The following is a 14,328-nucleotide window of genomic DNA, read 5'->3' as shown; positions in this document are numbered from 1 at the left end:
CTGCACTTCTAGTCGTTTGGCTGGGGACGCCGGCCGGTCCGTCGCCCGACGGACCGGCCGGCGGCCGATCACACGTCCTCGACGGACGACGGCTCGCGGCGGGACAGGTCGATGCCCAGCTCCTCCGCGGCCCGGAAGACCTCGTCGTCGGTGTCGCGCAGCTCGATCGCCTGCCCGTCGCCGGAGAGCACCTCCACGTTGAGGCAGAGCGACTGCAGCTCCTTGAGCAACACCTTGAACGACTCCGGGATGCCCGGCTCGGGGATGTTCTCGCCCTTGACGATGGCCTCGTACACCTTCACGCGGCCGAGGATGTCGTCGGACTTGATGGTCAGCAGCTCCTGCAGCGCGTAGGCCGCGCCGTAGGCCTGCATGGCCCAGCACTCCATCTCGCCGAACCGCTGGCCCCCGAACTGCGCCTTACCACCCAGCGGCTGCTGCGTGATCATCGAGTAGGGGCCGGTCGACCGGGCGTGGATCTTGTCGTCGACCAGGTGCAGCAGCTTGAGGATGTAGACGTAGCCCACCGAGATCGGCTCGGGGAACGGCTCGCCGGAGCGGCCGTCGAAGAGCCGGGCCTTGCCGGTCGGCTCCACCATCCGCTGGCCGTCGCGGTTGGGGGTCGTCGAGCCGAGGAGGCCGATGATCTCGTCCTCCTTGGCGCCGTCGAACACCGGCGTCGCCGCCCGGGTGCCGGGGGCCGCGGAGCGGGCCGCCTCGGGCAGGTTGCGCGCCCACTCCGGGTCGCCCTCGACGTCCCAGCCCTGCTTGGCCACCCACCCGAGGTGGGTCTCGAGGACCTGGCCGACGTTCATCCGGCCCGGCACGCCGAGCGGGTTGAGCACGATGTCGACCGGGGTGCCGTCCTCGAGGAACGGCATGTCCTCCTGCGGCAGGATCTTCGCGATGACGCCCTTGTTGCCGTGGCGGCCGGCGAGCTTGTCGCCGTCGGAGATCTTGCGCATCTGGGCGACGTAGACCCGGATCAGCTCGTTGACGCCGGCGGGCAGCTCGTCGCCGTCCTCGCGGGAGAAGACGCGGACGCCGATGACCTTGCCGGACTCACCGTGCTTGACCTTCAGCGACGTGTCGCGGACCTCGCGGGCCTTCTCGCCGAAGATCGCGCGCAGCAGCCGCTCCTCCGGGGTCAGCTCGGTCTCGCCCTTCGGCGTGACCTTCCCGACCAGGATGTCGCCCGGCACGACCTCGGCACCGATGCGGATGATGCCGCGCTCGTCGAGGTCGGCGAGGACCTCCTCGGAGACGTTCGGGATGTCCCGGGTGATCTCCTCGGCACCGAGCTTGGTGTCGCGGGCGTCGACCTCGAACTCCTCGATGTGGATCGAGGACAGGACGTCGTCCTGCACGAGGCGCTGCGACAGGATGATCGCGTCCTCGTAGTTGTGGCCCTCCCACGGCATGAAGGCGACGAGCAGGTTCTTGCCCAGCGCCATCTCGCCCTGGTCGGTGCACGGCCCGTCGGCGATGACCTGGCCGACCTCGACCCGCTGCCCCTCGTCCACGACCGGGGTCTGGTTGATCGAGGTGCCCTGGTTCGAGCGGCGGAACTTCAGCAGCCGGTAGGTCTGCCGGGTGCCGTCGTCGGCCATGACCGTGACGTAGTCGGCGGTGGAGTCCTCGACCACGCCGGCCTTCTCGGCCACCACGACGTCGCCGGCGTCGACCGCGGCGCGCAGCTCCATGCCGGTCCCGACCAGCGGGGCCTCGCTGCGCAGCAGCGGCACGGCCTGGCGCTGCATGTTGGCGCCCATCAGCGCGCGGTTGGCGTCGTCGTGCTCGAGGAACGGGATCATCGCCGTGGCGACCGAGGTCATCTGCCGCGGGGAGACGTCCATGTAGTCGACGTTCTCCGGCGCGAGGTAGTCGACCTCACCGCCCTTGGTGCGGACCAGCACGCGGTCCTCGGCGAAGCGGCCCTGGGCGTCCAGGGGCGAGTTCGCCTGGGCCACGACGAAGCGGTCCTCCTCGTCGGCGGTCAGGTACTCGATCCGGTCGGTGACCACGCCGTTCTCGACCCGGCGGTACGGGGTCTCGATGAAGCCGAAGGCGTTCACCCGCCCGTAGGCCGACAGCGAGCCGATCAGGCCGATGTTCGGGCCCTCGGGCGTCTCGATCGGGCACATCCGGCCGTAGTGGCTCGGGTGCACGTCGCGGACCTCCATGCCGGCCCGCTCGCGGGACAGACCACCGGGGCCCAGCGCCGAGAGGCGGCGCTTGTGGGTCAGGCCCGCGAGCGGGTTGGTCTGGTCCATGAACTGGGACAGCTGGCTGGTGCCGAAGAACTCCTTGATGGAGGCGACGACCGGCCGGATGTTGATCAGGGTCTGCGGCGTGATCGCCTCGACGTCCTGGGTCGTCATCCGCTCGCGGACGACGCGCTCCATGCGGGAGAGGCCGACCCGGATCTGGTTCTGGATGAGCTCGCCGACGGTGCGCAGCCGCCGGTTGCCGAAGTGGTCGATGTCGTCGACGCCGTGGTCGGGCTCGCCGGCGTGCAGCCGGACGACGTACTCGATGGTGGCGACGATGTCGTCCTCGGTGAGGGTCAGCGTCTGCTGGCCGACGTCGAGGCCCAGCTTCTTGTTCACCTTGTAGCGGCCGACCTTCGCCAGGTCGTAGCGCTTGGGGTTGAAGAAGAGGTTCTCCAGCAGCGCCTGGGCGCTCTCCCGCGTCGGCGGCTCGCCCGGGCGCAGCTTGCGGTAGATGTCGAGCAGGGCCTCGTCCTGCCCGGCGATGTGGTCCTTCTCCAGGGTGGCGAGGACGGTCGGCGACCACTGGAAGTGCTCGCGGATCCGGTCCTCGGTCCAACCCAGTGCCTTGAGCAGCACGGTGACCGGCTGCCGCCGCTTGCGGTCGATCCGGACGCCGACGGTGTCCCGCTTGTCGACGTCGAACTCCAGCCACGCACCACGGCTGGGGATGACCTTCGCGCTGAAGACGTCCTTGTCCGACGTCTTGTCCAGGGTCTTGTCGAAGTAGACGCCGGGGCTGCGGACCAGCTGCGAGACGACGACCCGCTCGGTGCCGTTGATGACGAACGTGCCCTTGTTCGTCATGATCGGGAAGTCGCCCATGAACACCGTCTGGCTCTTGATCTCGCCGGTGGTGTTGTTCATGAACTCGGCGGTGACGAACAGCGGCGCCGCGTAGGTCATGTCCTTGTCCTTGCACTCCTCGAGGGACGCCTTGACGTCCTCGAAGCGCGGGTTGGAGAAGGACAGCGACATCGAGCCGCTGAAGTCCTCGATCGGGGAGATCTCCTCGAGGATCTCGGCGAGGCCGCCGACGGCGTCGGCCTGCTCCTCGGGCGAGAGCGTGGCCCGCCACTCGGGGCTGCCGATGAGCCAGTCGAAGGAAGCGGTCTGCAGCGCCAGCAGGTCGGGGACCTCGAGGGGCTCCGAGATCTTGGCGAACGAGACGCGGAGGGGGGCGCCCGGGATCTTCTGCTGATCGGCCTCACCGGTGCGGGGGCCGGTCTGGGGGGCCTGCGGGGTGTGCTGGGTGGTGCCGGACTCGGTGGTGCTGGCGGAGATGCTGGTGGGGCGAGAGCCTGCCAAGATGCGTCCTTCCAAGGACCTCACGACGTGCGGGCGGGTGCGGGGTCGTCCTGGGTCGTCGTCGGTAGTGGCGGCACTGCCGACCGGTCTGCTGAACTGCCCGTCCGGGCGGTCTCCGCGGGGCGTCCGGGAGCGGTCCCCCGGGCACCCCAGGTGACCCGTCTCGGCGGGCATGCAGTCAGGGGGCAGCGCAACAGGGAACCCTACCCCGTTCTCAGCGGGCTGTCCACGCCGGGGGTCCGCACGAGGGGACCGCACCCGGGAGGGCAGCCGGCCGGCGGGGCCGGTTCGGCACGCCGCCGCGCGGCGCGGACCCATGATGCCAGCCGGGCCGCGTCGGCGGGACCGCCACGCCGCGGTTGTGGAGACGCGACAGGGGCCGTCTCCCGATCGGGAGACGGCCCCTGCGTGCGGCGGAGCGCCGCGAGGTGACGTGCTGGAGCGGCCCGGCCGCACCTGGAACGACCTGCGTGCCGCTCCTGGAACGGCTCAGGTGCCGCCCCTGAGGCCCCGCTCCCGGAGGACCCCCTGCCCCCCACCACTCGCACGCTCGTGGTGGGACCCTGCAGGCGGCCCGAGGGCAGCGGGGTCCCTCACTTGACGGTGACGGTGGCGCCGGCGCCCTCGAGGGCGGCCTTGGCCTTCTCCGCGGCGTCCTTGGCGACCTTCTCCAGGACCGGCTTCGGCGCGCCGTCGACCAGGTCCTTGGCCTCCTTGAGGCCGAGCGAGGTCAGGCCGCGCACCTCCTTGATGACCTGGATCTTCTTGTCACCGGCGTTCTCGAGGATGACGTCGAACTCGTCCTGCTCCTCGGCGGCGGCGGCGCCACCGTCGCCACCGGCACCACCGGCGGCCGGGGCCGCGGCGACGGCGACCGGGGCGGCCGCGGTGACGTCGAAGGTCTCCTCGAACAGCTTCACGAAGTCCGACAGCTCGAGGAGGGTCATCTCCTTGAACGCGTCGAGCAGCTCGTCGTTGGACAGCTTGGCCATGATCTCTCCTTCTGGGGTCAGTCGGCCGCGGCGGGGGCGGCGTCGGTGTCGGGGGTGGTGTCGGCAGCAGCGGCAGGAGCGTCCGCGGACTTCTTCTCCTGCAGGGCGGCGGCGAGGCGGGCGACCTGCGCGACCGGGGCCTGGAACAGACCCGCGGCCTTGGTGAGGTTGCCCTTCATGGCGCCGGCGAGCTTGGCCAGGAGCACGTCACGGCTCTCGACGTCGGCGAGGCGGGTGACCTCGGCGGCGTCGACCGTGCGGCCCTCGACCACGCCGCCCTTGACGACGAGCAGCGGGTTGGCGCGCGCGAAGTCACGGAGCGCCTTGGCCGCGTCGACCGGGTCGCCCTCGATGAAGGCGATCGCGGTCGGGCCGTTGAGCAGCGGCGCGAGGTCGGCGAAGCCCACCTGCTCCGCGGCACGCTTCGTCAGGGTGTTCTTGACGACGGCGTAGCTGCTGCCCTCACCGAGGGAACGGCGCAGCTGGGTCAGCTGCGCCACGGTCAGCCCGCGGTACTCGGTGAGCACCGCCGCGCTGGACGACTGGAACCGCTCGGTGATCTCGTCGATCACCGCGGCCTTCGCCTGCGTGGGCATGGGCCTCCTCTCGTCTGTCGGGCGGACCGCCGGCCGGTGCGCGGGGCGGGCGGTCGGGAGGGCCTGCAGACGACGAACGCCCCGGCGCAGGGCGCACGGGGCGAGGGGCGGGCGCGGGTGGGCGCCGCCGATCGGACCGTCCTCCTGCGCGGGCCGCCCGCCGGAGCGGGGCCTTCGACCGCACGCGGACGTGCGGCGACCAGCGGTCTTGGGGGGAACGGCAGCCAGCATACACGCCGCGCACGACCCCGAAGACGATCATGGCGCCGTGACCACGGCCCCGGGGACCGAGCGGTCACGGCGCCATGATCGCCGTGGGAGGAGCGGAGCTCAGGAGGTCGGCTCGTCCACCGTCAGGTTGCGGGTGCGGTTCGGGTCGACCGGGATGCCCGGGCCCATCGTCGTGGAGATGGTGACCTTCTTCAGGTACCGCCCCTTGGCCGCGGCCGGCTTGGCGCGCAGGACCTCGTCGAGGGCGGCGGCGTAGTTCTCCACGAGCCGGGTCTCGTCGAACGAGGTCTTGCCGATCACCAGGTGCAGGTTGGCCTGCTTGTCGACGCGGAAGTTGATCTTCCCGCCCTTGATGTCGTTGACCGCCTTGGTGACGTCGGGGGTCACGGTGCCGGTCTTCGGGTTCGGCATCAGGCCGCGGGGACCGAGGATGCGGGCGATCCGGCCGACCTTGGCCATCTGGTCCGGCGTCGCGATCGCTGCGTCGAAGTCCAGGAAGCCGCCCTGGATGCGCTCGATGAGGTCGTCGGAGCCCACGACGTCGGCACCGGCGGCCTCGGCCTCGGCGGCCTTGTCACCGGTCGCGAAGACGATGACGCGGGCGGTCTTGCCGGTGCCGTGCGGCAGGTTGACCGTGCCGCGGACCATCTGGTCGGCCTTGCGCGGGTCGACGCCCAGGCGCATCGCGACCTCGACGGTGGCGTCGTAGCTGGTCGGCGACGTCTGCTTGGCCAGGCCGGCGGCCTGCAGCGGGGTGTACAGGTTCTCGCGGTCGACCTTGGCGGCCGCCTCGCGGAACTTCTTGCCGTGCTTCGCCATGGTGGTTCCTCTCCCCCGGCGCCGGGCCGGGAGTCCTGTGGTGACCGGGCCTGGCGAGAGGCCCTCCCACGAACGGCCCCGCTGCGGGGTCCCGGGCCGGGCGTGCGAGACCCGGGGGGCAGCGGGGTCCTCTCCTACTGGGTGACGGTGATGCCCATCGAGCGGGCGGTGCCCTCGATGATCTTCTCGGCCTGCTCGAGCGAGTTGGCGTTGAGGTCGGCCATCTTGGTCTGCGCGATCTCGCGGACCTGGTCGCGGGTCACGGTGGCGACCTTGGTCTTGTGCGGCTCGCCGGACCCCTTCTCCACCCCGGCCGCCTTGAGCAGCATGCGGGCCGCCGGCGGGGTCTTGGTGACGAAGGTGAACGAGCGGTCCTCGAAGACCGAGATCTCGACCGGGATCACGTTGCCGCGCTGCGACTCCGTGGCGGCGTTGTAGGCCTTGCAGAACTCCATGATGTTGACGCCGTGCTGGCCGAGCGCCGGACCCACGGGCGGGGCGGGGGTGGCCGCACCGGCGTTGATCTGGAGCTTGATGACCGCGGTCAACCGCTTCCTGGGGGGCATGACTTCCTTCTCGATGGGGTGGTGGAACGGCCTCGGTGCAGGGCCCCGGGCCGAGCGGAGCGAGGACTGGGGGCACCGAGGCCCTTCTACAGCTTCTGCACCTGGTTGAACGACAGCTCGACCGGCGTCTCCCGGCCGAAGATGGAGACCAGCACCTGGAGCTTCTGCTGCTCGGCGTTGATCTCGTTGATGGTGGCCGGCAGGGTCGCGAAGGGCCCGTCCATCACGGTCACCGACTCGCCGACCTCGAAGTCGACCACGGCGGTGGTCGGCGCGGCGGCGGCCGCCGTGGTGGTCTCTGCCGCCTTGGTCACCTGCGGGGTGACGGTCGGCGCGAGGATCTTCACGACCTCGTCGAGGGTCAGCGGGGAGGGCCGGGAGGTGGCGCCCACGAAGCCGGTGACGCCCGGTGTGTTGCGCACCGCGCCCCACGACTCGTCGTTGAGCTCCATGCGCACCAGCAGGTAGCCGGGGAAGACCTTCCGGTTGACCTGCGTCCGCTTGCCGTTCTTGATCTCGGTGACCTCCTCGGTGGGCACCTCGATCTGGAAGATGTAGTCCTCCATGTCCAGGGACTGGATGCGGGACTCGAGGTTGGTCTTCACCTTGTTCTCGTAGCCCGCGTAGGAGTGGACGACGTACCAGTCGCCGGGCGCGATCCGCAGGGCCTTGCGCAGCTCCTCGACCGGGTCCTCGTCCTCGGCCGGCTCCGGCAGGTCGGAGGCGGGGGCCGGCGCGGCCAGCGGGTCGGTGGCCAGGCTGTCCGGGTCGCCGGCCTCCACCTCGGGGGCGACGTCGGCGACCCCGGTGTCGGCGTCCTGGTCGGCGGTCTCCGTGGAGCCCTCGGCGGCCCCGGCCTCGCCGACGCCGGTCTCCACGTCGGCGGAGCCGCGGAGGTCGAAGCGGGCGTCGTCGAGGTCGGTGGCCTCGACGGCGCTGTCGGTGTCGAAGGGCTCGCGGGGGTCGGTCACGGTGTCTCTTCCTCGGTCGGTGACGGGCGTGCGGGGGGGCTCAGCCGAAGACGGCGAGCACGCCCTGGGCGAAGAGCAGGTCGAGGCCGGCCACGAGGGCGACCACGAAGGCGACGAAGATGATCACCACGGTCGTGTAGGTGATCAGCTCCCGGCGCCCCGGCCAGATGACCTTGCGCAGCTCGGCGACGACCTCGCGGAGGAACCGGCGCAGGCTCCGGCGCTGGCGGACCTCGTCGGCGCGCGCCCGCTCGGCGGCCGCCCGGGACCGGGTGCCGCCGGACGGCGCCCGCCCCGCCGGCCGGGTGGAGCGCTCCCGGGCGGCCCGGCGCCCCGCGGGCGGCGCGGACTCGTCGTCCTCGTCCCCGGCGGTGATGCGGCCACCACGCCGGCCGCCGGTGCGCCCGGCGACCACCTTCTCCTCGTCCGCCTCGGCGTCCGCGGCGACGTCGTCCTCGGCGGCCTCGAGCGCGCCGGCGTCGTCGACGCCCGGGGTCTCCCGGTCGATCTGCTCGTCGGTGAGCTCGGCGTCGGCGGCGGTGCGGGCGTCGTCCTCGCGTCCCGGCTTGTCGTCGCTCACTGCGCCTCGCTCGCCTCGTGGTGGTGCCGGCCGGGGGCGGCCCCGGTCGGCCTGGTGCTGTCGTGGTCTCGTGCGGTCGTGCTGGTCGCCGGCAGCGGGCCGGCGGCACGGGCAGGGGTGACAGGACTTGAACCTGCAGCCTGCGGTTTTGGAGACCGCTGCTCTGCCAATTGAGCTACACCCCTGTGCCCTGGCCGGGCCTGGGACCGTCCGACCCGCTCCGGACAGCGCCCCACCCCGAGGGGATCCGGGGCACGCCGGTGGCGGGGTCGACCTGCCCCAGGACAAGCAGTGTACGGGACCGCGGGGGCCGGCAGCCAACGCGCTCCCGTCGGGCGCGGGGCAGGACGGACGCCGGGCGCCGGACGCGCCCGGCTTTGACACGATGACCCCATGACCGCCTCCTCCTCGGAGCCCGCCGCCACCACGACCGCCGCGCCCCCGGCCGAGCGGCGCGTCTCCCGCCGCATCGCCGCGATCGCCGAGTCGGCCACGCTGGCCGTGGACGCCAAGGCCAAGGCGCTCAAGGCCGCGGGCCGCCCGGTGATCGGCTTCGGTGCGGGGGAGCCGGACTTCCCGACGCCCGAGTACGTCGTCGAGGCCGCGGTCGCCGCCTGCCGGCAGCCGGCGATGCACCGGTACACCCCCGCCGGGGGGCTGCCGGCGCTCAAGGAGGCGATCGTCGCCAAGACCGCCCGGGACTCGGGGCTGCAGCTGACCCCGGCCAACGTCCTGGTCACCAACGGCGGCAAGCAGGCGGTCTACGAGGCCTTCGCCACGATGCTCGACCCGGGCGACGAGGTGCTCCTGCCGGCGCCCTACTGGACGACCTACCCCGAGGCGATCTCCCTGGCCGGGGGTGTGCCGGTGCCGGTGGTGGCCGACGAGCAGAGCGGCTACCTGGTGTCGGTCGCCCAGCTCGAGGCCGCCCGCACCCCGCGCACGAAGGTGCTGCTGTTCTGCTCCCCCTCCAACCCGACGGGGGCGGTGTACCCGCCGGAGGTGGTCGAGGAGATCGGCCGCTGGGCGGCCGACCACGGCCTGTGGGTGCTCACCGACGAGATCTACGAGCACCTCACCTACGACGGCGCCACGGCCCCCTCGATGCCGGTCCTGGTGCCCGAGCTGGCCGACCGCTGCGTCGTCGTCAACGGTGTGGCCAAGACCTACGCGATGACCGGCTGGCGGGTCGGCTGGCTGCTCGGGCCGGCCGACGTGGTGAAGGCGGCGACCAACCTGCAGTCGCACGCCACCTCCAACGTGGCCAACGTCTCCCAGGCGGCCGCGGTGGCCGCGCTCACCGGTGACCTCTCGGCCGTGGACACGATGCGCACCGCCTTCGACCGGCGTCGCCGGACCATCGTGTCGATGCTGCGGGAGATCCCCGGGGTGGCCTGCCCCGAGCCCCGCGGGGCGTTCTACGTCTACCCGTCGGTCAAGGCCCTGCTCGGCCGGTCGATCGGCGGGCGCACCGCCACGACCAGCGCGGAGCTGGCCGAGCTGGTCCTGGAGGAGGCCGAGGTGGCCGTCGTCCCCGGGGAGGCGTTCGGGACCCCCGGCTACCTGCGGATGTCCTACGCGCTCGGGGACGACGACCTCGTGGAGGGCGTGTCGCGGATGCAGCGCCTGCTCGCCCGGGCCGGCTGACCGCGCCCGGTCGGGGGCCGGGACGGGTCAGGCCAGCTGGACGGTGGCGCGGGCCAGGGAGAGCACCTTCTCCCCGCCGCAGGTGACGGTGAGGTCCACTCGGGCCCGGCCGTCCTCGCCCAGCGCGGCGACCCGCCCGCGGACGGCGACCGCCGTCCCCTCGTCGTCGTCGGGGACGACCACGGGGCGGCCGAAGCGGACCTGGTACTCGACGAGGGCGGCGGGGTCAGCGGCCCAGGTGGTGACCGCCCGGGCGGCGAGCGCCATCGTCAGCATGCCGTGGGCGATGACCCCGGGCAGCCCGACCGCCGTGGCCACCCGGTCGCTCCAGTGGATGGGGTTGAGGTCGCCGGAGGCCCCGGCGTAGCGCACGAGGTCGGCCCGGGTGACCGGGTAGACCTGCTCGGGGAGCTCGGTGCCGACCTCGACCTCGGCCGCGCGCACGGTGGCGCTCATGCATCCCCCCGGACGACGAGCATCGACGTCGCCGAGCAGACCGGCTCGCCGCCCTCGGTGGCGACGTCCACGCGGGTGGTGAGCAGGTCGTTGCCGCCGACGCTGCGGACCGCCTCCACCACAGGGGTGGCGACCAGCCGGTCACCGGCGCGGATGGGCCGGTGGTGGGTGAAGCGCTGCTCCCCGTGCACGACCCGGCTGTAGTCGAGGTCGACGTCGGGGTCGCGGACGACCGCACCGGCCGCGGCGAGGGTCACCACGATGGCGAACGTGGGCGGGGCCACGACGTCGGGGTGGCCGGCCGCCCGGGCGGCCGCGGCGTCGGTGTGCACCGCGTCGGTCGCGCCGACGGCGGCGGCGAACTCGGCGATCTTCTCGCGGCCGACCTCGTAGACGGCAGAGGGCGGGTAGCTGCGCCCGACCAGTCCCGTGTCGAGTGCCATGCTCCCGCCCTCCCGTCCGTGCGCGCCGCCGCTCAGCGCGTCTCGCGGTGGACCGTGTGCTTGCGGTCGACCGGGCAGTACTTCTTCAGCTCGAGCCGGTCGGGGTCGTTGCGCCGGTTCTTGCGGGTGATGTAGTTCCGGTTCTTGCACTCCTGGCAGGCCAGGGTGATCTTCGGACGGATGTCGGTGGCTGCCACGGGAGCGCTCCTCGCCTTGTCAGGACGGGCCGGCCGGCCCGGCGCGCGGGCGGGCGCCCACACGCGGACGGACCCCGGCTGGCGGGGTCCGTCGGGGTAGCGGTGACCGGATTTGAACCGGTGACACAGCGATTATGAGCCGCTTGCTCTGCCTGGCTGAGCTACACCGCCGGGGGCGGCCTGCGGCCCGGTCGGACGACCGGACCGCGCGGCCGCGGTGTTGTTCCAGAGCCCCTTTACGGAATCGAACCGTAGACCTTCTCCTTACCATGGAGACGCTCTGCCGACTGAGCTAAAGGGGCGGGCGCGAGGCCGAGGAGAACTGTACCCGACCTCGAGCGGGGGGTGTCGCGGGGGTTCTCGCCGGGGTCAGGCCCGGACGAACAGCCGCCGGTGCGGCGTCCCGGGCACGGCCGAGCGCACCCCGGTGCGCGCCAGCAGCCAGCTCTCCAGCTTGTCGTCGGGCAGCGGGCGGCTGATGAGGAAGCCCTGGAGCTTGTCGCAGCCCATGTCGGCCAGGGCGTTGCGGGTGAGCTCGTCCTCGACGCCCTCGGCGACCACGCGCAGGCCGAGGTTGTGGGCCAGCTCGATGATCGAGCGGGCGATGAAGGACTCCCCCTGGCTGGTGGACATGCTCAGCACGAACGACTTGTCGATCTTGACCTCGTCGATGGGCAGCTGCCGCAGCTGGGACAGCGACGAGTAGCCGGTGCCGAAGTCGTCCATCGACAGCCGCAGACCCAGGGCGTGCAGGTCGGCGAGCACGGTGCTGTTGCGGACCGAGTCGTCGACGACGCTGCCCTCGGTCAGCTCCAGGGTGAGCAGCTCCCCCGGCACCCCGTGCCGGCGCAGCGCGCGCCGCACCCGCTCGACGAGGTCGGGCTCGGCCAGGCAGTGGGCGGAGAGGTTGACCGCGACCGACAGCGCGATGTCCTGGTCCAGCCAGCGCCGGCAGCGGGCCAGCGCGAGGTCGAGCACGTGGTCGGTCAGCGCGCCGATGCGGCCGATCTGCTCGGCGAGGTGGATGAAGTCGTCCGGCGAGACCGCCCCGTAGCGGGGGTGCGCCCAGCGCACCAGGGTCTCCACCGACACGATGTCGGAGGTCCGGGCGTCGATGATCGGCTGGAAGACGACGCTGATCTGCCCGTCGGCCATGGCCTGCTCGATCTCGGTGCCGAGCTGGAGACGGCGGAGGCTCTGCTGGTCGAGCACGGGGTGGTAGCTCGCCACGCCGCCGGAGTCGGAGGCGGCGAGCAGGGCGACGTCCGCGCGCTGCATGAGGGTGCCGGCGTCGGTGCCGTGGACGGGAGCGGCGGCGACGCCGATGGTCAGCGTCACCTCGAGCTCCAGCCCCGCGACGAGCACCCGGGTGGAGGTGGCCTCCCGGAGTCGGCGGGCCGCCCGCTCGGTCGCGGCCAGGGACACCCCCGGCAGCAGGACGGCGAACTGGGCGCCCTCCATGCGGGCCACCAGGGCCGCGGGCGGGGCGTGCTCGCGCAGCAGCCCGGCGGTGACCAGGAGCAGCTCGTCGCTGGCGGCGTGCCCGAGGGTGTCGGTGACCTCGGTGTAGTTGTCGAGCACCGCGAAGACCAGGCCGGCCCGTCCGGCGACGGGGTCCTCGGCCAGGAGCACGTCGATGTCGGCAGCCAGCCGCTGCCGGTTGGGCAGGCCGGTCAGCCGGTCGTGGTCGGCGTCGTAGCGGATCTGGGCGAGCAGCTGCTGCTGGCGGATGGCCGCGTTGACGTGGGTGAGCATGGAGTCCAGGGCCGCCCGGTCGCCTTCGGCGAAGGTCACGATGTCGCTGCGCCGGTCGCAGACCTCGAGGTAGCCGGGCTCGCCGGCGGCGGTGATGACCGGGGCGGCCAGCAGGTCCTGGACGCCGCGCCGGGCCAGGGCGGCCACCTCGGCCTCGGTGGCCCGCGATGTCGACACCAGCAGCGGGCCGTCGGCGGTCCCGTCGGTGGCCCGCCGGCGGAGCAGGTCGTCGGGGTCCCCGGGGCCGTCGTACCAGACATCGCCGTCGTCCGAGGCGACGACCAGCTGCGGGCCCTCGTCGAGGTACGGCGGCAACCACAGCGCCACCCGCTCGGCGTTGAGCAGCTCGCGGATCGCCTCGACGAGCAGCCGGGGCCCGTCCTCGTCGGGGCCGATCTGCTCGACCTGGCGGGCGAAGTCGTAGACCTTCTCCAGGTCCTGACCCTCGCGGGAGACAGCGGCGAACCGCCGGTAGAGCATGACCAGGCCGGCCAGCAGCGGGGCCATGATCAGGAGGGACCAGACGGTCGTGTGCAGGAGCAGCAGGACGGCCAGACCCACCAGTACCGCCATCGGCGTCACGGTGAAGGTCGTGACCAGCAGGCTCGTCCACAGCGCGCGTCCCGGGTAGCCCTGCGTCGCGATGATCGCGAGCCTGATGAGCCCACCTCCGACGAAGGTGGCCAGGGTGACTGCGGCGAGGTAGGAGACCCACGTCGCAGGAGCGGTGACCGCACCGACCGGCGAGACGCTCAGCACGGCGACCGCGACGGCCACCTCCACCACCGCGACGGCCGTGTTGGCGATCACCTTGGCGAGGCTGAACCGCTGCACCAGGCAGACCCCGGCGACCGCGAGAGCCCGCATCACGGTGGCCCAGAAGGGGCCCACCTCGACCAGGGCGATCACGAAGGCCAACTCGGACGCGGAGATCGAGACGCTCTGCCGGCGGAACTCGACGTGGAGGTTGGCCGACTCCGCCACCGCGAAGGCCCCGAGCACTGCCAGGACGACGAAGGGCGACTCGGGTTCCGGGCGCGCCGAGAGGAGCCACACGGCAAAGGGGGCCGCGATGAAGACGCTCAACCACCCGATGGTGGACGGGCCCAGCGCGGTCAGCGGCCGGTGCTGCACCGGGGTATCGGGCTCGGCCACGGGCACCTGTGTTTCCAACCGGGGGAGAGGGCGCGCCGAGGCTAACAGCGCGACCGGCCGTTCCCCTGCGTCCGGCACTACTCCTCCCTCGTCGTGGGGAGGAGTAGTGCCGCGCCCCGGTCGTCCCGACGGGGGCTGCCTGCGCGTGTGGTGGAGATCAGGCGGACTGGCGGCTCCACTTGTGGCCGCGGCTCCACTTGTGGCCCCGGCTCCACTTGTGGCCACGGGCGGTGAGGGCAGTGCTGGTCATGACGCCTCCTCAGGCATGAAGGACTGCTTCTGACTGCGGCAGTCACCCAGGCGCGGGGGCAGAGCGTCGTTCGGTACGGACCGCGCCCGAGA

At 72.4% G+C, this 14,328-nt stretch carries 12 protein-coding genes and 3 tRNA genes; 1 reads left to right on the top strand and 14 read right to left on the bottom strand.

Translation table 11 applies throughout. The features are described 5' to 3' along the window. Positions 1 to 68: 68 nt before the first annotated feature. The 8 genes from rpoB to D0Z06_RS01545 form a co-directional block, all read right to left on the bottom strand. Complete coding sequence (gene rpoB / locus D0Z06_RS01580) at positions 69 to 3,578, bottom strand: DNA-directed RNA polymerase subunit beta (protein ID WP_117375613.1); 3,510 nt, start codon at positions 3,576 to 3,578, stop codon at positions 69 to 71. A gap of 593 nt (positions 3,579 to 4,171) precedes the next feature. After that, entirely contained in the window at positions 4,172 to 4,570 is a 399-nt protein-coding gene (gene rplL / locus D0Z06_RS01575) for a 50S ribosomal protein L7/L12 (protein ID WP_117375612.1), read from the bottom strand. 17 nt (positions 4,571 to 4,587) lie between these two features. Beyond that, complete coding sequence (gene rplJ / locus D0Z06_RS01570) at positions 4,588 to 5,166, bottom strand: 50S ribosomal protein L10 (protein WP_117375611.1); 579 nt, start codon at positions 5,164 to 5,166, stop codon at positions 4,588 to 4,590. 330 nt (positions 5,167 to 5,496) lie between these two features. After that, positions 5,497 to 6,216 carry a 50S ribosomal protein L1 gene (gene rplA / locus D0Z06_RS01565; protein WP_117375610.1) on the bottom strand — a complete coding sequence of 240 codons (720 nt, stop codon included), beginning with the start codon at positions 6,214 to 6,216 and terminating at the stop codon, positions 5,497 to 5,499. A gap of 134 nt (positions 6,217 to 6,350) precedes the next feature. Further along, entirely contained in the window at positions 6,351 to 6,782 is a 432-nt protein-coding gene (rplK, locus tag D0Z06_RS01560; RefSeq protein ID WP_117375609.1) for a 50S ribosomal protein L11, read from the bottom strand. Positions 6,783 to 6,868: 86 nt separating this feature from the next. After that, a complete protein-coding gene (gene nusG, locus D0Z06_RS01555; protein WP_117375608.1) occupies positions 6,869 to 7,753 on the bottom strand; it encodes a transcription termination/antitermination protein NusG in 885 nt (294 codons plus the stop codon). Positions 7,754 to 7,793: 40 nt separating this feature from the next. After that, the gene (secE, locus tag D0Z06_RS01550; protein ID WP_117375607.1) at positions 7,794 to 8,333 is read right to left on the bottom strand and encodes a preprotein translocase subunit SecE; all 540 of its coding nucleotides are present in this window, start codon (positions 8,331 to 8,333) and stop codon (positions 7,794 to 7,796) included. A gap of 112 nt (positions 8,334 to 8,445) precedes the next feature. Then, positions 8,446 to 8,518, bottom strand: a tRNA-Trp gene (locus tag D0Z06_RS01545). 208 nt (positions 8,519 to 8,726) lie between these two features. On the opposite strand from D0Z06_RS01545, the gene D0Z06_RS01540 reads away from it, so the two are divergent. Next, positions 8,727 to 9,980, top strand: coding sequence for a pyridoxal phosphate-dependent aminotransferase (locus D0Z06_RS01540; protein ID WP_117375606.1), 1,254 nt, complete (start codon positions 8,727 to 8,729; stop codon positions 9,978 to 9,980). Positions 9,981 to 10,007: 27 nt separating this feature from the next. Here the strand turns inward: D0Z06_RS01540 and D0Z06_RS01535 are convergent, their stop codons facing one another. The 6 genes from D0Z06_RS01535 to D0Z06_RS01510 form a co-directional block, all read right to left on the bottom strand. Beyond that, positions 10,008 to 10,436, bottom strand: a complete 429-nt coding sequence (locus D0Z06_RS01535; protein WP_117375605.1) for a MaoC family dehydratase — start codon at positions 10,434 to 10,436, stop codon at positions 10,008 to 10,010. Continuing rightward, complete coding sequence (locus D0Z06_RS01530; protein WP_117375604.1) at positions 10,433 to 10,879, bottom strand: FAS1-like dehydratase domain-containing protein; 447 nt, start codon at positions 10,877 to 10,879, stop codon at positions 10,433 to 10,435. The genes D0Z06_RS01535 and D0Z06_RS01530 overlap by 4 nt, the downstream gene beginning before the upstream one ends. Positions 10,880 to 10,911: 32 nt before the next feature. After that, entirely contained in the window at positions 10,912 to 11,076 is a 165-nt protein-coding gene (rpmG, locus tag D0Z06_RS01525) for a 50S ribosomal protein L33 (protein ID WP_117375603.1), read from the bottom strand. 97 nt (positions 11,077 to 11,173) lie between these two features. Continuing rightward, positions 11,174 to 11,247, bottom strand: a tRNA-Met gene (locus tag D0Z06_RS01520). A gap of 58 nt (positions 11,248 to 11,305) precedes the next feature. Next, positions 11,306 to 11,378, bottom strand: a tRNA-Thr gene (locus D0Z06_RS01515). Positions 11,379 to 11,445: 67 nt separating this feature from the next. Continuing rightward, positions 11,446 to 13,986, bottom strand: coding sequence for a putative bifunctional diguanylate cyclase/phosphodiesterase (locus D0Z06_RS01510; protein ID WP_117375602.1), 2,541 nt, complete (start codon positions 13,984 to 13,986; stop codon positions 11,446 to 11,448). Positions 13,987 to 14,328: the final 342 nt, after the last annotated feature.

It is taken from the genome of Geodermatophilus marinus, assembly GCF_003428645.1.
Lineage (GTDB): Bacteria > Actinomycetota > Actinomycetes > Mycobacteriales > Geodermatophilaceae > Geodermatophilus.
Note: the sequence above shows the minus strand (reverse complement) of the source record. Positions and strands in the feature narration are given on the sequence as shown.